Annotated in this window: 19 protein-coding genes; 11 read left to right on the top strand and 8 right to left on the bottom strand. The window is 70.3% G+C overall.

Annotation, left to right across the window (positions count from 1 at the left end; all coding sequences use genetic code 11):
* Window positions 1–99: 99 nt before the first annotated feature.
* Both AB0L91_RS12465 and serS read right to left on the bottom strand, forming a co-directional pair.
* The gene (locus AB0L91_RS12465) at window positions 100–1,929 is read right to left on the bottom strand and encodes a bifunctional diguanylate cyclase/phosphodiesterase (RefSeq protein WP_355283703.1); all 1,830 of its coding nucleotides are present in this window, start codon (window positions 1,927–1,929) and stop codon (window positions 100–102) included.
* Window positions 1,930–2,007: 78 nt separating this feature from the next.
* Window positions 2,008–3,264, bottom strand: coding sequence for a serine--tRNA ligase (gene serS / locus AB0L91_RS12460; protein ID WP_355283706.1), 1,257 nt, complete (start codon window positions 3,262–3,264; stop codon window positions 2,008–2,010).
* Between the two features lie 80 nt (window positions 3,265–3,344).
* Here serS and AB0L91_RS12455 point away from each other — a divergent pair, with 80 nt between their 5' ends.
* The 6 genes from AB0L91_RS12455 to AB0L91_RS12430 all read left to right on the top strand — a co-directional run bounded on the left by AB0L91_RS12455 (window position 3,345) and on the right by AB0L91_RS12430 (window position 8,984).
* Window positions 3,345–5,042, top strand: a complete 1,698-nt coding sequence (locus AB0L91_RS12455; protein ID WP_365009462.1) for an aldehyde dehydrogenase family protein — start codon at window positions 3,345–3,347, stop codon at window positions 5,040–5,042.
* 84 nt (window positions 5,043–5,126) lie between these two features.
* Window positions 5,127–6,200: a septum formation family protein gene (locus tag AB0L91_RS12450; RefSeq protein ID WP_365009460.1), complete on the top strand. Its 1,074-nt coding sequence runs from the start codon at window positions 5,127–5,129 to the stop codon at window positions 6,198–6,200.
* 2 nt (window positions 6,201–6,202) lie between these two features.
* On the top strand, window positions 6,203–6,553 hold the full coding sequence (locus AB0L91_RS12445; RefSeq protein ID WP_355283827.1) for a metallopeptidase family protein: 351 nt from the start codon (window positions 6,203–6,205) through the stop codon (window positions 6,551–6,553).
* Window positions 6,554–6,662: 109 nt separating this feature from the next.
* Window positions 6,663–6,974 (top strand): PE family protein, encoded by a 312-nt coding sequence (locus AB0L91_RS12440; RefSeq protein WP_355283715.1) that lies wholly within the window; start codon window positions 6,663–6,665, stop codon window positions 6,972–6,974.
* Between the two features lie 46 nt (window positions 6,975–7,020).
* Complete coding sequence (locus tag AB0L91_RS12435; RefSeq protein ID WP_355283718.1) at window positions 7,021–8,151, top strand: PPE family protein; 1,131 nt, start codon at window positions 7,021–7,023, stop codon at window positions 8,149–8,151.
* 62 nt (window positions 8,152–8,213) lie between these two features.
* A complete protein-coding gene (locus AB0L91_RS12430; protein WP_365009456.1) occupies window positions 8,214–8,984 on the top strand; it encodes an ESX secretion-associated protein EspG in 771 nt (256 codons plus the stop codon).
* Here the strand turns inward: AB0L91_RS12430 and AB0L91_RS12425 are convergent, their stop codons facing one another.
* Genes AB0L91_RS12425 through AB0L91_RS12415 form a run of 3 tightly spaced genes read right to left on the bottom strand, consistent with a single transcriptional unit; the run spans window position 8,985 to window position 11,037 of the window.
* The gene (locus AB0L91_RS12425; RefSeq protein ID WP_365009454.1) at window positions 8,985–9,653 is read right to left on the bottom strand and encodes a histidine phosphatase family protein; all 669 of its coding nucleotides are present in this window, start codon (window positions 9,651–9,653) and stop codon (window positions 8,985–8,987) included.
* A complete protein-coding gene (pheA, locus tag AB0L91_RS12420; RefSeq protein ID WP_365009452.1) occupies window positions 9,650–10,564 on the bottom strand; it encodes a prephenate dehydratase in 915 nt (304 codons plus the stop codon). The genes AB0L91_RS12425 and pheA overlap by 4 nt, the downstream gene beginning before the upstream one ends.
* 41 nt (window positions 10,565–10,605) lie before the next feature.
* Entirely contained in the window at window positions 10,606–11,037 is a 432-nt protein-coding gene (locus AB0L91_RS12415; protein ID WP_365009450.1) for a hypothetical protein, read from the bottom strand.
* A 111-nt stretch (window positions 11,038–11,148) separates the two neighbouring features.
* On the opposite strand from AB0L91_RS12415, the gene AB0L91_RS12410 reads away from it, so the two are divergent.
* From AB0L91_RS12410 to AB0L91_RS12390, 5 genes are all read left to right on the top strand, one after another.
* Window positions 11,149–11,910, top strand: a complete 762-nt coding sequence (locus AB0L91_RS12410; protein WP_365009447.1) for a DUF2470 domain-containing protein — start codon at window positions 11,149–11,151, stop codon at window positions 11,908–11,910.
* 53 nt (window positions 11,911–11,963) lie between these two features.
* Window positions 11,964–12,740 carry a CPBP family intramembrane glutamic endopeptidase gene (locus AB0L91_RS12405; protein ID WP_365009446.1) on the top strand — a complete coding sequence of 259 codons (777 nt, stop codon included), beginning with the start codon at window positions 11,964–11,966 and terminating at the stop codon, window positions 12,738–12,740.
* A 132-nt stretch (window positions 12,741–12,872) separates the two neighbouring features.
* Window positions 12,873–14,303 carry an LCP family protein gene (locus tag AB0L91_RS12400; RefSeq protein WP_365009444.1) on the top strand — a complete coding sequence of 477 codons (1,431 nt, stop codon included), beginning with the start codon at window positions 12,873–12,875 and terminating at the stop codon, window positions 14,301–14,303.
* Window positions 14,304–14,312: 9 nt separating this feature from the next.
* Window positions 14,313–14,852: a ferritin gene (locus AB0L91_RS12395; protein ID WP_365009443.1), complete on the top strand. Its 540-nt coding sequence runs from the start codon at window positions 14,313–14,315 to the stop codon at window positions 14,850–14,852.
* Between the two features lie 84 nt (window positions 14,853–14,936).
* Entirely contained in the window at window positions 14,937–15,485 is a 549-nt protein-coding gene (locus tag AB0L91_RS12390) for a ferritin (RefSeq protein ID WP_357341791.1), read from the top strand.
* 248 nt (window positions 15,486–15,733) lie between these two features.
* On the opposite strand, the gene AB0L91_RS12385 is transcribed toward AB0L91_RS12390, so the two are convergent.
* The 3 genes from AB0L91_RS12385 to AB0L91_RS12375 are packed head-to-tail and all read right to left on the bottom strand — an operon-like array spanning window position 15,734 to window position 18,422.
* Complete coding sequence (locus AB0L91_RS12385; RefSeq protein WP_355283744.1) at window positions 15,734–16,654, bottom strand: DUF5926 family protein; 921 nt, start codon at window positions 16,652–16,654, stop codon at window positions 15,734–15,736.
* Window positions 16,655–16,707: 53 nt separating this feature from the next.
* Window positions 16,708–17,475 (bottom strand): glycerophosphodiester phosphodiesterase, encoded by a 768-nt coding sequence (locus AB0L91_RS12380; protein WP_355283747.1) that lies wholly within the window; start codon window positions 17,473–17,475, stop codon window positions 16,708–16,710.
* Window positions 17,472–18,422 carry a DUF4328 domain-containing protein gene (locus tag AB0L91_RS12375; protein ID WP_365009440.1) on the bottom strand — a complete coding sequence of 317 codons (951 nt, stop codon included), beginning with the start codon at window positions 18,420–18,422 and terminating at the stop codon, window positions 17,472–17,474. Before AB0L91_RS12375 ends, AB0L91_RS12380 begins: the two co-directional genes overlap by 4 nt.
* Window positions 18,423–18,522: the final 100 nt, after the last annotated feature.

Genomic DNA, 18,522 nt, shown 5'->3' with positions numbered 1-18,522 from the left:
ACCGCCGCAGCGCGCCGGTAGAGCTCCGAAGATCAACAGCGGTAGATGAGCATTCGCATGCGTCCATGGTTCGCCGCGAGCGGGCGAGGCGTCAAGCGATTAACCGAGCGGAATCCAGCCGCTCGCCGAGAGCGAATCGTCGTCGGTGCTGCCGGTGCGCGGCTGACCGTCGTTGAGGTCGTTGATCAGTTCCGAGACCGGATGCGAGTCGCTGTAGTGGTAGCCCTGGGCCAGCGCGAAGCCGAGCTCGGTGAGCACCGCCGCCTGGTATTCGGTCTCCACGCCCTCGGCGATGACCTGCAGATCCAGCGACTTGCTGAGCGCGGCGATCACCCCGAGCAGCGGCGGCGCCGGTGAGTCGGAGCGGATCGCGGCGACGAAGGACTGGTCGACCTTGAGGATGTCGCTGGGGATGGTGGCCAGGCGGCTCAGCGAGGAGTAGCCGGTGCCGAAGTCGTCGATGGCGATGCGGACGCCACGGTCGCGCAGGGTGTGCAGGTTGGTGATCGCGGTCTGCGATTCGGCGGCCAGCTCGCTCTCGGTGACCTCGAGGACCAGCTGATCGGCGGGCCAGCCGGTGTCGTTGAGGATGGTCGCGACCCGCTCGGCGTAATCGGGTTCGGCCAGCTCCAGGCCCGAGACGTTGACGTTCAGGGTCAGGTCCAGCGAGGCGAAGCTCTCCTGCAGGCGGGCGGCGTCGGCGCACGCGCGGCGCAGCACCAGCTCGTCCAGGTCGGAGATGAGGTCGTATTCCTCGGCGACCCGGATCAGGCCCTCGGTGGTGACCTCCGGCTGGGCGTTGGACGACCAGCGCAGCAGCGCCTCGACCCCGACGGCCTGGCCGCCGTCCTCGGACAGGCTGACGATCGGCTGGTAGTGCACGTCGAGCGCGCCGCGGTCGATCGCCTCGCGCAGCTCCACCGCCAGCGGCAGCTGCCGCGACGACTCGAGCACCGTGCGGTTGCGGCCCGCCTGCTTGGCCCGGTACAGGCCGACATCGGCGCGGCTGATCAGCAGCGACCCGGACTCACCCGGCTGCCAGGAGGTGACACCGGCCGAACAGCCCATGGTCACCGCGGCGCGCAGCTTCTCGGTGAGCAGGATCGCGGCCTGCTCGGTGGTGCCGGGCAGCAGCAGCGCGAAGACGTCGCCGCCGAAGCGGGCCAGCACCTGATCGGGGGCGAGCAGGTCGAGCCAGGTGTCGGCGACCCGCTGCAGCACCGCGTCCCCGGCCCGGTGGCCGAGGTGATCGTTGATCTTCTGGAAGCGGTCCAGGTCGACCAGGACCAGGGCCAGGCCCTGACCACCGCGACCCGCCGCGTCGATCGCGGGGTTGAGCTGCTTCTCGAAGCCACGCCGGTTCAGCAGCCCGGTGAGCACATCGATATCGGCGTCCGAGGCCATCCTGGTCAGGATGCCGACGACGACACCGGCGCCGAAGGTGACACCGGCCGGGATCATGCCCGACCACCACGGCAGCCCGCGGTCGGGCAGCACCCACAGGCACAGCGCCATGGCGAAGCCGATGTGCGCCGCGGCCTGGGGCCACGCGAAGAACAGCGCGGCGTCACAGGCGACGAAGACGTAGAACGAGGCCAGCGTGATGCCGCCGACCAGGTTCGGGAAGGAGTGCACCGCGATCGTCACCAGGACGGTCGCGGTCGCCAGGTAGAGGTGGTGCAGGGAGTGCGGCATCCGCGGACCCCACGCCAGCAACGTCAGGCCGAGCACCAGCGCGACCGCCGCCGCCGTACCGACCAGCAGCCGATTACCGTCGTCACCCGGTGCGATGGCAGTGATCGTCAGGCCGAGGACACCGCCGAGGACGTAGAACGCCCCCGTTGTCCTGGCCATGACCTTCGCCGTCGCCAACGCCGATGCCGCCCGCACCCGGGTTCGGGTATCGCCGCGCGCCCCGATTCCTCGCACGAGCACCAGCCTAGATGTTGTTCGGTCAGGGCGTTTGCCACATCCACCAAATGGGAGTCCAGCAAACAGTGAAGGACTCTACGGTTTGAGTACTTCGGTGCCGACGAAGGGCACCAGGGCCGCGGGCACCCGCACCGAACCGTCGGCCTGCTGGTGGTTCTCCAGGATCGCCACGATCCAGCGCGTGGTCGCCAGCGTGCCGTTCAGCGTGGCCGCGACCTGCGCTTTCCCGTTCTCGTCGCGGTAGCGCACGGCGAGCCTGCGGGCCTGGAAGGTGGTGCAGTTCGAGGTCGAGGTGAGTTCGCGGTAGGTCTGCTGGGTGGGCACCCAGGCCTCGCAGTCGAACTTGCGCGCCGCCGAGCTGCCCAGGTCGCCCGCGGCCACGTCGATGACCCGGTAGGGCACGTCGATCGCGGCCAGCATCTCGCGCTCCCACGCGAGCAGCCGCTGATGCTCGGCATCGGCCTGCTCGGGGGTGGTGTAGACGAACATCTCCACCTTGTCGAACTGGTGCACGCGGATGATGCCGCGGGTGTCCTTGCCGTAGCTGCCCGCCTCGCGGCGGAAACACGACGACCAGCCCGCGTAGCGCTTCGGGCCCTCGCTCAGGTCGAGGATCTCCTCGGCGTGGTAGCCGGCCAGCGGCACCTCCGAGGTGCCGACGAGGTACAGGTCGTCGTCGGCCAGGTGGTAGACCTCCGCCGAGTGCTGACCGAGGAAGCCGGTCCCGGCCATGATCTCCGGGCGCACCAGCACCGGCGGGATCATCATGGTGAAGCCGTTGGCGACGGCCTTCTGCGCGGCCAGCTGGAGAAGGCCCAGCTGCAGCAGCGCGCCGGCGCCGGTCAGGAAGTAGAACCGCGAGCCCGACACCTTGGCGCCGCGCTCCATATCGATCAGGCCGAGCGACTCGCCGAGCTCGAGGTGATCCTTCGGCTCGAAGTCGAACTCCGGTGGGGTGCCGACCGTTTCGAGCACGATGTAGTCGTCCTCGCCGCCCGCGGGCGCGCCGTCCTGCACCACGTTGGAGATGGCGCGGTGCGCGGCGTCGAGGTCGGCGTCGGCCGCGTTCTGGGCGACCTCGGCTTCCTTGACCTTGGCGGACATGTCGGTCGCGGCGGCCAGCAGCGCCGGACGCTCGTCCTTGCTCGCCTTGCCGATGACCTTGCCCATCGCCTTGTGCTCGGCCCGCAGCGTGTCGGCGGTGGCCACGGCGGCCCGGCGCGCGGCGTCGGCTTCGAGCAGGGCGTCGACGAGTGCGGGGTCCTCACCGCGGGCCCGCTGCGAGGCTCGGACGGCTTCCGGGTTCTCGCGCAGGAATCGGAGGTCGATCATGAGAAAACAGCCTAGTAGTTTACTCAACTCTTTATCCCGCGGCCTATGCCTTCCGGGCCGAACAGGAGCATAGTTGCGGTGTGAGTACTACTTTCGACACCGCCGTCATCGACACCGCGCTCGCTGATCTCACACAGGGGGAAAAGACCTGGGCCGCGACCGACCTGCGCCGTCGCCGCGAACTGCTCGAGGAACTCCATACGAACACCGCCGCCAACGCCGAGGCGTGGGTGGCGGCGGCCCGCACCATCAAGCAGCTGTCCGCCGACAGCCCGCTGGTCGGTGAGGAGTGGATGTCGGGGCCGATGACGATGCTGGCAGGCGCGCAGGCGCTGGCCGAATCGATCGGCGCGCTCGAGCGCGGCGCGAGCCCGCTCGACGGTGTCGACCTGGGCACCGCCCCCGGTGGCCGGGTCTCGGTGCCCGCGCTGCCGCATGGCGTCTACGACAAGCTGCTGCTCAGCGGCTTCAGCGCCGATGTCTGGCTGCGTCCCGGCGTCGACGCGGCCACCGCGCGGCGCAAGGCCGGGCTGGCCCAGCTCGAACCGGCCGCGACCGGCGGTGTCGGCGCGGTGCTCGGCGCGGGCAACATCATGTCGATCGCGCCGCTGGACACCCTCTACGAGCTCTACGCCAACAACCGGGTCGTCGCGCTCAAGCTCAACCCGATCACCGATCCGCTGCTGCCGGTGTTCCAGGCCATCTTCGCGCCGTTCATCGAGCTCGGGGTCGTCCGCATCCTCACCGGCGGCGCGCCGGAGGGCGGCTACCTGGTGACCCATCCGCAGGTCGCGCACGTGCACATGACCGGCGGCGCGCCCACCCACGACGCGATCGTGTGGGGTCCCGGCGAGGCGGGCGCCGAGCGCAAGAAGACCGGCGAGCCCGCGCTGGACAAGCCGATCACCAGCGAACTCGGCGGCGTCGCCCCGTGCATCGTGGTGCCGGGCGACTGGTCCGCCGCCGACCTGAAGTTCCAGGCCGAGCACGTGGCGACCCAGCGTCTGCACAACGGCGGCTACAACTGCGTCGCCGCCCAGACCGTGGTGCTCAGCGCGGACTGGCCGCTCAAGGACGCGTTCCTCACCGAACTGCGCGCGGCGATCGACAGCGCGCCCGCGCGGCCCGCCTACTACCCGGGCAGCGACGGCCGGGTGGAGGGCGCGCTGTCGGCGTACCCGGGTTCGGAGCGGGCCAACGGCCGCGTGCTCGTCGAGAACCTGCCCACCGCGGACACCCCGCTGCTGCGCACCGAGTACTTCTCCCCCGTGCTCGGCGTGGTCGAGCTGACCGGCACCGGCGGCGAGTTCCTCCGCAACGCGGTCGATTTCGCCAACGACGAGCTGATGGGCACGCTCGGCGCCAACATCATCGCGCACCCGGCGACGATCAAGGAGCTCGGCGGCGCGCTCGACACCGCGATCGAGGACCTCCGCTACGGCACCGTCGCGCTCAACGCGTGGACCGGCCTGGCCTTCCTGACCCCGCGCGCGAGCTGGGGCGCCTTCCCCGGCCACACCCTCGACGACATCCAGAGCGGCATCGGCGTCGTGCACAACGCCTTCCTGCTCGACGACGTGGAGCGCACCGTGGTCCGCGGCCCGTTCCGGCCCGCGCCCCGCGCACTGCTGCACGGCGAATTCACCCTGAGCCCGAAGCCGCCGTGGTTCGTCAGCAACAAGACCGGCACCGGCACCGGTCGCAAGCTCACCGATTTCTACGGCGACGGCAAGAAGACCCGCCTGCCCGGCATCTTCGCCTCGGCCCTGCGCGGCTGACGACGTCGGCCCGGGACCAGCGCCGACGGGTTCCGGGCCGAAGGTCGTGGCACGGCGGCGACCGCGCTGCCATGATGGACCGCGATGTCTGATGAGCAGAGGGAACCAGCCGAGGGATCCGCGTCGCGTGGCCGCGTCCCCAGTTCGCTGCATCTGTCGGCGACGAAACTGCGGTGGGGGCTGCTGATCGGCGCCCTCGGTGCGGTGCTCGCGGCGATGGTCACCATGCTGGTCACCGGCTTCGAGAACGACAAGGGCCTGGAGGCGCACCAGCCCGGCTCCGAGCCCGTGGTCAGGGACAAGGAGTTCTCCAGCGCGAACGTGGGAGACTGCCTGAGCTGGACCAAGGCCGACCGCAGCGACCTCGTGAAGGTGAACTGCGACGACAAGCACCTGTTCGAGGTGGCCGGCGTCATCGATCTCGCCGCCTACCCGGGCCGGGAGTTCGCCGGCGGCACCAGGCACCCCGATTCGCTGCGGATGACCGAGCTGCGCGACGAGCACTGCGTCCCGGCGGTGCAGCAGTACCTGGGCGGGCGCTTCGATCCGCGCGGCCGGTACATGGTGAACGTGATGTCGCCGAGCCCGGCGGGCTGGCAGCACGGCGACCGCACCCTGCGCTGCGGCCTCCAGGTCGCCGCGACCGCGACCAGCCCGGCCGCGACCGGCGCCGTCGCGAGCCAGGACCAGTCGAAGGTGCACGCCACCGGCACCTGCCTCGGCATCAACCAGAACCTGCCGACCGATCCGGTCGACTGCGCCCAGCCGCACTCGGTCGAGATCGTCGGCACCGTCGACCTGGCGAGCAACTTCACCGGCGGGCCGCCCTCGGAGGCCGACCAGGACAAGTACGTCGAGTCGGAATGCAACCGGCTCTCGACCGACTATCTGGGCAGCCCCGACGCCATCCGGAACAAGACGCTGACGCTGTTCTTCGATTATCTGGAACCGACCAGTTGGCTCGCCGGCAGCCACAAACTGGATTGCTGGCTCGGAAAAGGCGCCGACCGTGAGGGATTCGCCGCGATCGTCGGATCGGCCCGCGGCGAGATCCTGATCGATGGTCAAGCCCCGGTGCCACCGCCGAACACCGGCCGCTCCACGCCCGCCCCGCTGCCCGGCGCAGCGCCGCTGCCCCCGCAGCCGCAGCCGCGGTGACCGTGTCGGAACGGATGTCGCCGGAGCGCTTCGAGGAGCTGGTCGGCGACGCGCTCGACCTGATCCCGCCCGAGCTGGCCGAGGCGATCGACAACGTCGTGGTGCTGGTCGAGGCCAGAAACGACGAGGAACCCTCGCTGCTCGGGCTGTATCACGGCATCGCGCTCACCGAGCGCGACAGCTACTACGCGGGGTCACTGCCGGATACCGTGACCATCTATCGAGAGGCTATTCTCGACATCTGCGATACCGACGACGAGGTGGTCGAGGAAGTAGCGATCACCGTGATCCATGAAATAGCACACTATTTCGGGATTGACGACGACCGGTTGCATGAGCTGGGATGGGGCTAGCGAAACTGGGTGGGGAATCGATGGAACCGAACGACCCGCTCTCGCGTCCTATCACTCGTAGGGGGAATTCTCGTGGTTCCCGATAGTCGCCACCAGAAGGAGTCGGGTCATGGTCGGACACGTTCTCGTCACACCTGAAATCGTCCTCGCCGCTGCCGCCGAGCTGGATCTGCTCGCCGAGCGCCTCGCCGTGGCCGCCGGCCTCGCCGGGCCAACCACCCATGTGCTCCCGTCCGGTGCCGAAGAGGTGTCGCTGCTCGCGGCCTCGCACTTCAACCGCGCCGCCGCCACGCACGACAGTTCCGTCGCCCAGGGCATCCTCGAGCTGCACCACGCGGCCGCGACCCTGCGCTCGCAGCTCGTCACCAACATCGGCGAGGACATCGCCCAGGGCGCGGCGATCACCGCGATCCAGGTCTAGTCGTACCCGATCCGTCGTCGATCATTCATTCAGGGGAGAAACAAGCATGACCGCAGGGATCACCGGGGTCTTCTGGCTGCCGCGCATGGCAGAAGTCAACTCGACCACGCTCAACGCGGGCGCACACGCCGTTCCGATCTCCGCCGCCGCCACCTCGTGGGGCACGCTGGCCGCGGCGTGGGGTGACGCCGCCTTCACCGTCACCCGCGTCATCGCCGAGGTCGGCGTCGGCCTGCAGGGTGTCAACGGCCTCGCCGTGCTCGCCAAGCTCGCGCCCTTCGGCGCCTGGGCGGGTCAGCAGGGCATCATGGCCGCGGCCATGGGGGTCAAGGCCACCGCCAACGCCACCGCCTACACCGTGGCCTCGCTCGCGATGCCGAGCCTGCCCGAGATCGCCGCGACCAACACCGCGGTGGCCGCGTCGGCCAACCCGCCCGGTGTCGTGTCCGGCGCGTTCGAGGCGGCCGAGGTCGCCCGCAACGCCATGGACATCCGCGCCGCGCTGGTGATGGAGACCTACGAGGCCGCCACCACCGCCACCGTCACCACGCCCGGTGAGTTCTCGATGCCGCCGACGATCGCCAACGGTGCCGGCACCGCGGCCGAGGGCGACTTCGGCGGCGACCCGCTGAGCACCGCGGTCGCCGCGGCGCAGGCCTTCGTCACCAACCCCGGTGTCGTCAGCGCCGCCACCCAGGCGGCCAATGTCGCCGGTGGCGTCGTCACCAGCGGCGTCAGCACGGTCGGCAACATCGGCGCCTCGGCGATCTCGGCCGCCACCTCGGCGACCGTGCCAGCGGCCACCGGCGCGGCGCCCGCCATGGCGAGCCTCGGCGCGGTCGGCGCGGCGGCCGGAGTGGCCACCACGTCGGCGGGCCTCGGCAACGTCTCGCTCAGCAACGGTCAGCTGAAGCTGCCCGAGGGCTGGGGCGCTCCGGCGGCCAACGCGCCCGCCGCGGCGCCTGCGGTCACCGAGTCGGTCGTCGCCCGCGCGGACGGTGCGCCCGTGCGCAACGCGAACACCAGCGGCAACCCGCTGATGGGCAACCGCGCCAACGGCGAGGACGACGACGAGCACGACGCCGTCGACTACGGCCGTTCGGACGAGGCGTTCACCGACGGCCGGTACACGGCCGAAGGTGTGATCGGCGGCGATCTCGCCGGATCGGCCAAGTGACGGTGCTCGGGGGGAGTAGCGGGGGTTCGTTGCTGGAGGCCGTCGTGCTTTCGCTCGACGAGATGCAGTTTCTCCTGGAGAAGCTGCAGTTCGACGAGATGCCCGTGGTGCTCGACGCCATGGGTCGCTACGACAACATCTCGACGCACGACGCCGCCATGAAGGCGGCCGAAGCCGCTCTCACCGAGCGTGAACTGCTGTTCGGTGACGTGGTCCAGACCGAGCTGGCGGAGCGCCTGCGGGTGCTCTACCGGCCGCAGTGGATCATCGCCCTGCGCTGGGTGGTGCAGGGCCACGTCAACCGATTCTGCCTGGCGCAGGGCGACGACCGCGCGGTCGTCGCCCTGCGCGGGCCGGAGTCCTTCGTCATCGACGACGCGGGCCTCGACCTGCCGGGCGCGGTGCTGCAGGCGCTCGGGCACTCCGAAGCGCTCGAGCTGTACGGGATGAACGCGCCCACCGAGGAACTCGCGCCGATCTTCGGCGACACCGGTGACGTCGCGGCCACCACGGAGCGGCTGAGCAAGATCGGCAAGCCGGCCACCGACGCCCAGGCCCTGGCCTCGGCACTGGTGGAGATCCACTCCTACGCCGAGATCGTCGGCGTCGCCTACGGTGACGGCACCCGCGACATCCAGGACAACCACATCGCCGTGTTCAACACGCGCGCCGGCCGATTCATCATCACCGCCAGCATGGCCGACGACGGCGTGAAGTGGTCGTCCATCGCGACCGGCACCACCGCGCGCCTGCGCACCGCGGTGGCCGACCTCATCGAGTCGCTGCCGATCCGCGCCGAGTTCCCGACCGCGAAGGCCGACAACCCGGTCTGATCAGCCCATCGGGTCGTCGGCCGACGGCGCGGCCTCGAGCGCGAACGGCGGGGTGAACCTGCCCCAGCGCAGGCACTCCCAGCCGCCGTCGGCGGTGGGTAGCAGCTCGATGGTCTCGGTGTTGTCGAGGTGGTTGTTCGTCGTGAACGGCGGCGCCACCCCGGCCAGCGTCATCGCGACCAGGCGCATGGCGGCGCCGTGGTTCACCACGATCACGTCGCCCTCGGCGTCCTCGGTCAGGAATTCCTCACGCAGTCCGGCGAGGATCGGCACGATCCGGTCGATCACCTCGCGGCCGGATTCGCCTCCGGGCGCCCTGGTGTCGAGCTCGCCGCGGTGCCAGCCCCGGTAGATCTCCTGGAAGACCTGGTGCGCGGCCTGGTCCGAGCGACCGTGCAGCTCGCCGACCTGCACCTCGTACAGCCCGTCGAGGACGTGCGCGGGCGAACCGGTGGCCGCCTCGATGTAGCTCGCCGTCTGCCGGGCGCGCAGCGCCTCCGACGACACCAGCACCTGCGGCGCCCGCACCAGGCCGGCGCCGAAGGCTTTCGCCTGTGCCACACCGCGTTCGGTGAGCGGGAGACCGGGCACCTGGGTGTCCAGGATCTTCGCGACGTTGCCCTCGGTCTCGCCGTGCCGCACCAGCACCAGCTTCGCGGGTGTACTCATAGGTCAGCGACCCCCTTTCGCAATTGCGTCAACCATTCTGCGGCAGGTTCGTCCGACGGGGGCGGTGTTCCGACTGCCGCGTACGCGGGCCACGAGCCGAGGTAGCGGACCCGCGCCGTGCGATGCAAAGCCTTCAATGTCTCCGCGACCGCCGGATCGTCGATATGGCCGACGCAGTCCAGGTAGAAGCGGTAGGTGCCCATCGCGGTCCGGGTCGGCCGCGACTCGATCCTGGTGAGATCGACACCGCGGGTGGCGAATTCGGCGAACGCGCGCATCAGCGACCCGGGTTCGTTCGGGAGTTCGAGCACGATCGACGTGCGATCGGCGCCGGTGGCGTGCGGGGCGACCCCGGGTTTCGTCACCAGGACGAAGCGGGTGATCGCCTGCTCGTGGTCGGCCACCCCGGCGGCCAGCGTGGCCAGGCCGAGGCGCTCCCCCGCCAGCGCCGTCGACACCGCCGCGTCGGCGATGCCGGCCGCGACGTCCTCGGCGGCCGCCGCGTTGGAGGCCGAGGTGAACGGTTGCGCCCCCGGCATGTTCCGCGCGACCCACTGCCTGACCTGCGCGGCCGCGACCGGATAGGCCGCCAGCGTGCGCACCTCGGTGAGGGTGGTGCCGGGTCGCGCGAGGATCGTGAAGCTCACCTCGAGCTCGGTCTCGGCGACGATCTGCAGCCGAGGTCCGAGGGCGAGCGAATCCAGCGTCGCGGGGATCGATCCTTCGACCGAACTCTCGATCGGCACGACGGCGCCGTCGACGTCGTCGGACCGGATCAGATCGAGCGCCGCGCCCTGACTCGGCGCGGCGACTCGCTCGACGGGGCCGTCGAAGGCTCCCGAGTTCTCGAACTTCGCCAGAGCCATCTCGGTGAACGTCCCGGACGGTCCGAAATACGCAATACGCGGCACACAGAAAGATTAGCTGGAGCGTTGTCCGAAGTCGGCCCGGCTCAGGAATCCAGCACTCGGAGAGCGTCGCGGATCGCCTGCTCATCGTCGGTTTCGATGGCCAGCAGGACGGTGCGGGTGGCTTCGATGGCCGGGGGCTTGAGCGCGGTCAGGAATTCGAGGTCGGGAGTGGTGAGGGCGGTCGGGATGTTCTCGCCGCACAGGGCGGCGACCGTGCCCGCGACGATGGCGACGGCGCGGGGCGCGCTGGCGGTGCGGGCGACGAAACCGTGGTCGGCGTGCGCGATCCGGACCAGAAAGGCGGCCAGTTCGGCGTCGGGAACGTCGATGTCGACGACCTCGGCGGTGGCCGGTGCGCTGCCCGGCGGGCGGACCAGGCCGGCCACCAGGCTGCGGCGGGCGGGGGTCGAGAGCGTGACCAGCACGGGTTCGGCGGGGGTCGGGTGGTCGTCGCCGTGGTCGTCGTGCGTCATCAGACCACCGTAGAGCCGATTCGTTCGCCGATTCGCTCGGGTGTCCTCTTGCGCGAACCGTCGCTGTAACTTAGCTTAGGTTTACCTAATCATCAGTTCGCGGAGGATGTCATGTCGAGCCCCACCACGATTCTCGCGCCGACGACCGCCGAGCGCGTGCGTAGTGCGTGCGCCCACGCGGAGACGGCGATGCTCGCGCTCCCCGGCATCGATCCGGTGCCGACCACGCTGCATCACCTGCGCCGCTGCGGCGACGCGGTGATCGCGGTGCCCGCCACCTCGATCGCGGCGGCGCTGGCGGCGACCGCGAACGAGACCTCGGCGGTGCTCGAGCTCACCGACCACGCGCCGCTGCCGCTGCGCGAACCGGTCCGCGCGCTGGTGTGGCTGCGCGGCTGGGTGCGGCAGGTGCCGATGCAGGCCCAGCGCGCGCTCGCGGTCGAGATCGCCAAGGAATACCCGCATCCGGGGCTGCTGGACGTCGGCCACGGGGTCACCCTGCTGCGCGTCGTGGTGAATTCGGCGGTGCTGGCCGACACCTCGGGCGCGGAATCGGTCGACCACGCCGACCTGCGCGCGGCCACCGCCGATCCGTTCTGCGAGATGGAGAGCGCCTGGCTGCAGCACATGGTCGAGGACCACGCCGACATCGTCGCCATGCTCGCCCGCCACCTGCCGACCCGGCTGCGCGGCGGCCTGGTGCACCCGCTGGCCATCGACCGCTACGGCCTGACCCTGCGGGTGGAGAGCAACGAGGGCGACCACGACGTGCGCCTGCCCTTCGCCACGCCCGCCGACGACGTCGCCTCACTGAGCAAGGCCGTGCGCATCCTGGCGGGCTGCCCCTTTCTGAACGGCCTGCGCCGCATCTGAATCCGTCACGGCGCGACGCGCCCCGGCCACCCGGGCTGCCTACACTGCGCGACATGCGCGTCGATCCTCCTGACACCACGCTCAGCGAGCGGGAACGGTTCGGTCTCCGAGTCGAGATCGCCATCGTCCTGCTCGTCACCTTCGGGCTGAGCGGGATCAGCGCGGGCCTGGCCCTGCTCGACTCGGCGCTGGCCCCAGGCGGAGTCGGCGGGCGCACGGTGGCGCTGAACGCCTCGCGCTCGGAAAACTCGATCCTCGACCTGCTGTTCCAGCTCGTCGGCGTCACCCGTTTGCTCGCGTGGGCGGCGCTGGGCCTGTACCTGTTGTGGCGCAGCGGGATCGGACCGCGGCTGATCGGGCTGGCCAGGATCCGCCGGACCGACGTGCTGCACGGCCTGATCCTGGCCGCGGTGATCGGCCTGCCCGGACTGGCGCTGTATCTCATCGCGCACGCGCTCGGGGTGAGCGTCACCATCGTGCCCAGCTCGCTGACCGAGCACTGGTGGCGGCTGCCGGTGCTGATCCTGTCGGCCTGCGCGAACGCGGTCGCCGAGGAAGTGCTCGTGGTGGCCTATCTGATCACCCGGCTGCGCAAGCTCGGCTGGTCGGAGAACCGGTCACTGGCGGCCTCGGCGCTACTGCGTGGCAGCTATCACCTGTACCAGGGGCTCGGTGGCGGGCTCGGCAACATCGTGATGGGGGTGATCTTCGGCCGGTACTGGCAGCGCACCAATCGGCTGTGGCCGCTGATCCTGGCGCACGCGACCATCGATGCGGTCGCCTACCTGGGCTATACCGTGCTGCGCGGGCGCGTCGGCTGGCTGCCGTGAGGCGGCGTGTCACGGCGAGTCTCACCACATCACCGCGTTTCGCGCTAACACGGGCACGCGAGCGGGGTATCCAGTAGTAACCGAGCGCGCACACCGACCCGCGCCCCCGACGATCAGTAGAGTTCCACAGTGATGAACGGCGACGATCCGCGCGATGACCCGCGCAGGCGCCGGGTGCCGCCGCCAGGCCGCCCCGGCGGTCCTGCCGTGCCGCCACCGGCGGGCCGCGGCGCTCCGCCGCGCCGACCGCTGCCCCCGGGCGGCGATCCGGCCATGCGACGCGGAAACCCGCAGGCCGGGCGCATGCCAGCGCCCGACGAGGGTCCGACCGTGCGCTACAACCCGGCGCCGCGGCGCGAGCGTCCCGCCTCGCATATCGAGCCGACCCAGGTCCTGCATCGCGACGGCCGTGGCGATCAGCCGCTCGCCTATTCGCAGATGCCGCACGAGCAGGTGACACCGCGCGGACACGCGCCGACGCAGCGCCCGGTGCCGCATCGCGAGCCGGTCAGGCACGCGCCCACCCAGCGCCCGGTCCCCCATCACGACGCCGTCCCGCCCCGGCGGCGCACCCCACCGCCCGCCGACGCGGGCGGGCGGGTCCAGCCGCCGCGACGACGGCGCAGGCGGCACCCGTTCCGGTGGTTCCTGGTGGTCGTCGTGCTGCTGATCGTCGGCCTGGTCGCCGCGGTGGTGCACCTGGACAACTCGCTGACCCGCATCCCCGCGCTCGCCTCCTACAGCGACCGGATCGGCAATACGCCCGGCACGAACTGGCTGCTGGTCGGTTCCGACGGCCGCGGCGACCTGTCGACCGAGCAGGAGCAGGAGCTGGCGACCGGCGGCGACACCGGCCCGGAACGCACCGACACGATCATGCTGGTGCACATCCCGTCGTCCGGGCCGACCACGATGGTCAGCCTGCCGCGCGACTCCTACGTCAGCATTCCCGGCCACGGCAAGGACAAGCTGAACGCCTCGTTCGCGTTCGGCGGCCCGTCGCTGCTGGTGCAGACGGTGGAGGAAGCCACCGGCGTGCGGATCGACCACTACGCCCAGATCGGCTTCGGCGGCTTCGCCGGCGTCGTCGACGCGCTCGGCGGCATCGAGATGTGCCTGGACGAGCCGATCGTCGACCCGCTGGCCGGGCTCGACCTGCCCGCAGGCTGTCAGGAGCTGACCGGCCCCGAGGCACTGGGCTTCGTGCGCACCAGGGCGACCCCGCGCGCGGACGTCGACCGGATGAAGCACCAGCGGATGTTCATGTCGGCGCTGTTGAAGAAGGCGACCAGCCTGGGCACCCTGGCCAATCCGTTCGCCCTGTGGCCGATGGCCACCGGCGTGGCCGGATCGCTGAAAGTCGATGACGGCGACCACATCTGGAACCTGGCCGCGCTCGGCTGGGCGATGCGCGGCGACACCGTCACCACCAGCGTGCCGATCGGCGGATTCGACGACACCGACGTCGGCAACGTGCTGCTGTGGGACAAGACGAAGGCGAGCGCCTTCTTCGACGCCCTGGCCAAGGATCAACAGATTCCCGAGGACCTGCTGACGCGGTAACGTCGTTGTATGGCCGAGGACCGTTCGTTCATCGAGCTGCTGCGGGACCAGATCCGGCACGGGCTGACCGCAGCACAGCAGTATCTGGCCGCCGCCGTGTACTTCGACGCCGAGCGACTACCGGAGCTGGCCGCGCAGACCTACGCCCGCTCGGCCGAGCACCGGGGCCACGCGATGCGAATGGTCCAGTATCTGCTCGATCGCGATGTCGCGGTGACCATCGGCGGTCTCGACGAGCTGCGCTCGGAGTTCGATTCGCCGCGCGCCGCGATCGCCTTCCTGCTCGATCGGGAGCGGACCGCCACCGCGCAGATCAGCGCTTTGGCCGGGGCGGCGCGCGAGGCCGAGGATTTCCTCGGCGAACAATTCGTGCAGTGGTTCCTGAAGGAACAGGTCGCCGATGTCGCGGAGATGAGCACGCTGCTCACCGTGCTGGACCGCCAGGACAATCTGTTCGACGTGGAGGAATTCATCCGGCGTGAGCTGGCAGGCGCTGTGCCAGTGGACAACACGGCGCCGAAAATGGCGGGCACAGGGCAGCTTCAGTAAGGGAATACTTGGTTAGGAAATACTTCCCTCAATAAGGTTGCACTTGGATGACAACCCCCTTTTACCAGGTCTAATGTTGCGGCCATGTCGATTCATCCGGAACCCCCGCGCAGCAAATTCCACAGCCTGCTCCAAGACCAGATCCGGCATGAGTTCAACGCCGAGCATCAGTACATCGCCATTGCGGTGTGGTTCGACAACAACGACCTCCCGCAGCTGGCCAAGCGGTTCTACGCCCAGTCCGTCGAAGAACGCAACCACGCGATGATGATCGTGCAGTACTTCGTCGATCGCGACATCAGCGTGGAGATCGCGGGCATCGATGCCGCGAAGTCGAGCTTCGAGACCGCCCGTGAGCCGATCGAACTGGCCCTGGCCCAGGAGAAGACGGTCACCGACCAGATCATCCGCCTGGCCAGCACCGCCCGTGAAGAGGGCGACTACCTCGGCGAGCAGTTCATGCAGTGGTTCCTGAAGGAACAGGTCGAAGAAGTCGCGCACATGACCACGCTGCTCAATATCGCCGATCGCGCCGGGTCGAACCTGTTCGACCTGGAGGCGTTCATGTGGCGTGAGCTCAGCACCCCGAAGGACGCGTCGGGCGCACCGTCCGTCGCCGGCGGCAGCGTCTGATACAGCCACCCGGATTCGGCTCGCGCACGCGAGCCGAATCCGATGTGCGCTTCACCAGCCGGAGCCGGAACCGCCCGAGCCGGTATTGGCCAGAATGGTGCCGATGACCATCTGCGCGAGGCCGGCGACAGAACCGAGAAACTCCATTGTTGTCCCTTTCCACTTCGCCGATTGGTCGGCGTAGGCGTGAACCTAGCCGACCCGGCAAGTGAAATGGGATTATTTCATTTAGTTCAGCATGGAAGAGTTCAGCGCAGGGTGACCTGACGCGAACGCAGTCCGTCGCGCGAGCGACGCTCCTCGCCCGACATCGGGGCATCCGAGGCCAGCGCCTCGGCCAGCCGCGCACCGAATTCCCGTGCGGGCGTTTCCCATTCGGTCGGGTGCCGCTCGGGATCGAGATCGAACACCGGCACCAGCAGACCGTGCGTACGGAACGAGCCGGCGAAGCGCGAGCCCTCGCCCATGTGCAGGCCACCGCCGGCGTGCACGCGCGCCAGCGCCAGCATCAGCTTGTCCTCGTCCTCGGGACGGACCCAGCGCACGTGCGCCTTCTCGCCCGCGTCGACCCACCAGGCCGCGCCGATGCCGTCGGCACCCAGATCCAGCCGGGCCGAGGGCATGATCGCCTGCTTGGCCTGCTCGATCGTCGCCGCCACCTGCGGATCGGGGGTCACACCCTCGGGCACCCACCAGTCGAAGTCCTGGTGCACGGTGAGCTCGAGGTCGGCGCCCGGGTCGATGACGTCGGCCAGACGGGGACCGCCCTCGACCGAATCGGCCGAGTTCAGCGACTCGCCCGGCTCGGCGGACTGGGTCCACAGGATCGCCGCGGCGATGTCGGCGTTCGGGTCGGTGCCCTGGAACTGCATCTGCGTGCCGACGAAGCCGACCGGCTCGTCACCGGCACGCACCAGCGCGGCCACCGCACCGGGCAGCACCGTCGCCAGCGTCACCTCGCGCTGCGCCGCGACACCGGGCGCCAGCTTCAAGGTCGCGGTCGCCGACGGCACGAACTCCCGCAGCGCCACCAGATCACATTCGGCAGCAAGCCCCTCGAACGGCCGCGTCACGGCCGCAGATGCCTGCTCCTGCGCCGCACGCCGCTCGGCGAGACGCTGAGCCCGATTACTGTCGGGCTTCGGACTGTTCCGCTTGCTTTTACCCACGCACGGAGTTTATGGCCGGGCGGCGCTGTCGCCGCACGCGACCCTGCGGAAACTCAGACGCCGGCCAACAGCGCCTTCGTGCGGCCCGGGTGGTTGGTGGCGACCCAGCTGACGCCCAGGTCGGCGCACAATTTCACGTCGTCGGGATCGTCGACGGTCCAGCAGTAGGTGGCCCGGCCCGCCGCGGCGGCCTTGTCGACGAGTTCGGGGTGCTCGCGCAGGGTCTTCACCGACGGGCCGACGGCGGTGGCGCCGACGGTGGTCGCCGCGCCGCCGCCGAGGAAGCGCGAGGACTCACCGAGCAGCACGGTCGGCAGCAGCGGCGCGGCGCGGCGGATCCGCCAGACCGCGGTCGCGGCGAACGACATCACCACGGCGCGGGAGTGATCGGCCGAGGCGGGCGTCGCGATGCCGAAGCGCTGCAGTTCGGCCAGCACCTTGTTCTCCACCAGCGCGCCGTAGCGCACCGGGTGCTTGGTCTCGATGAACAGCTTGGTCGGCCTGCTACGCCAGTCGAGCACCAGGCCGATCAGATCGCTGAGGGCGAGCACGCCCGACGGCGCGTCCTCGGTGCCGAAGTTCATGTCGCGCAGTTCGGCCAGGGTCAGTTCGCTGACCAGGCCGGTGGCGTCGGAGGTGCGGTCGACGGTGCGGTCGTGCACGCAGACCAGATGACCGTCGCGGGTCAGCCGGACGTCGCATTCGACGCCGTCGGCGCCCTCTTCGAGGGCGAGCTCGTAGGCGGCGAGAGTGTGCTCGGGGCGCGCCGCGGACGCACCGCGGTGCGCGACGACGAATGGCGCCCGATTGCCCTGGCTCACTTGGCCACAACCTCCTCCTGCGTATTCTCGCCTGTTCCGGCGGAATCCGCGCGTTCACTGTCATCCTGCCCGCTCGCGGGCGCACCGGGCTGCACCGGGGCGATGACGACCTCGGCGGGATCGGCGGCCATCACCCAGCGGTGCGCCGACCGCGGCTCGCCGCGCAGGTCACGCCCTTCGAGCAGGCGCACGGTCCACAGTGTGAGCACGACGAACCCGGCCGCGCACAGATCGCTGAACGCGGTGAACGAGACGCCGTCGGCCTCGGCCTGCAGGGTCGACGCGTCGCGCCAGAGGGTGGCCGCGACGAGGATCAGACCGCTGACCGCCCAGGCCGCCCACCAGATCCGCACGGCCCGCTGGGCACGGGGATCAGGTGCCGGCCCGAGCAGTTCGGTGAGGAAGACGCCGGGCCAGATCAGGTTCACGCCCGGCACCAGGCAGCCGAGGATCAGCGTCCAGCGGCGGCGCGGATCGCGTCTGCCCTCGGCCGCGAACCTCGCCTTGCGCGCCTCGATCAGCCAGCCGGTCAGCGCGAGCGCGGTGGCGAGCGCGCACAGCGGCGCGATGACGCCGAACACCCACACCGACATGTCGGAGATCCACAGCAGCCAGCTGGGGATGAGCTTGGTGCGGTTGCGCAGCAGGATGAGGTACCGGCCGTACTCGGCGCAGGCGGCGACCAGGAAGGCCAGCGCCGTCACCACCAGCAGGACATCACGCGAGGCGGCCAGGCCCCACAGCGGCCGCTCGGGGGTGCGGGCCGGAGCGGGCGGCGGATCGAGCAGGCCCCAGCGCGGGATCTCGGTGTAGTGCGGGGTGGGGCCGAGCGGCGCCCGCACGGTCGAGGTCGCGGCCTTGCGGGCGCGATGGTCGGGCCTGCGGGCGATCCAGCGGTAGTTGCGCTGGGCGGCGGGCGCGTCGACCCGGCCCGGCGACAGCAGCACGCCACGGCACCGTGGGCACCAGTGCATCGGCGCGCCCTGTACGGCCCACCGCGCGCCACAGCGTGCACATGGTTGCACCACCGAACTCACCCGCGCACCC

The organism is Nocardia sp. NPDC051833 (genome assembly GCF_040681225.1).
Lineage (GTDB): Bacteria > Actinomycetota > Actinomycetes > Mycobacteriales > Mycobacteriaceae > Nocardia.
Note: the sequence above shows the minus strand (reverse complement) of the source record. Positions and strands in the feature narration are given on the sequence as shown.

Excerpts from the sequence above, each read along its gene's own strand:
- serS (WP_355283706.1), bottom strand. The coding sequence starts at position 3,264 with ATGATCGACCTCCGATTCCTGCGCGAGAACCCGGAAGCCGTCCGAGCC.
- AB0L91_RS12450 (WP_365009460.1), top strand. The coding sequence starts at position 5,127 with ATGTCTGATGAGCAGAGGGAACCAGCCGAGGGATCCGCGTCGCGTGGC.
- AB0L91_RS12440 (WP_355283715.1), top strand. The coding sequence starts at position 6,663 with ATGGTCGGACACGTTCTCGTCACACCTGAAATCGTCCTCGCCGCTGCC.
- AB0L91_RS12435 (WP_355283718.1), top strand. The coding sequence starts at position 7,021 with ATGACCGCAGGGATCACCGGGGTCTTCTGGCTGCCGCGCATGGCAGAA.
- AB0L91_RS12430 (WP_365009456.1), top strand. The coding sequence starts at position 8,214 with ATGCAGTTTCTCCTGGAGAAGCTGCAGTTCGACGAGATGCCCGTGGTG.
- AB0L91_RS12425 (WP_365009454.1), bottom strand. The coding sequence starts at position 9,653 with ATGAGTACACCCGCGAAGCTGGTGCTGGTGCGGCACGGCGAGACCGAG.
- AB0L91_RS12415 (WP_365009450.1), bottom strand. The coding sequence starts at position 11,037 with ATGACGCACGACGACCACGGCGACGACCACCCGACCCCCGCCGAACCC.
- AB0L91_RS12410 (WP_365009447.1), top strand. The coding sequence starts at position 11,149 with ATGTCGAGCCCCACCACGATTCTCGCGCCGACGACCGCCGAGCGCGTG.
- AB0L91_RS12405 (WP_365009446.1), top strand. The coding sequence starts at position 11,964 with ATGCGCGTCGATCCTCCTGACACCACGCTCAGCGAGCGGGAACGGTTC.
- AB0L91_RS12400 (WP_365009444.1), top strand. The coding sequence starts at position 12,873 with ATGAACGGCGACGATCCGCGCGATGACCCGCGCAGGCGCCGGGTGCCG.
- AB0L91_RS12395 (WP_365009443.1), top strand. The coding sequence starts at position 14,313 with ATGGCCGAGGACCGTTCGTTCATCGAGCTGCTGCGGGACCAGATCCGG.
- AB0L91_RS12390 (WP_357341791.1), top strand. The coding sequence starts at position 14,937 with ATGTCGATTCATCCGGAACCCCCGCGCAGCAAATTCCACAGCCTGCTC.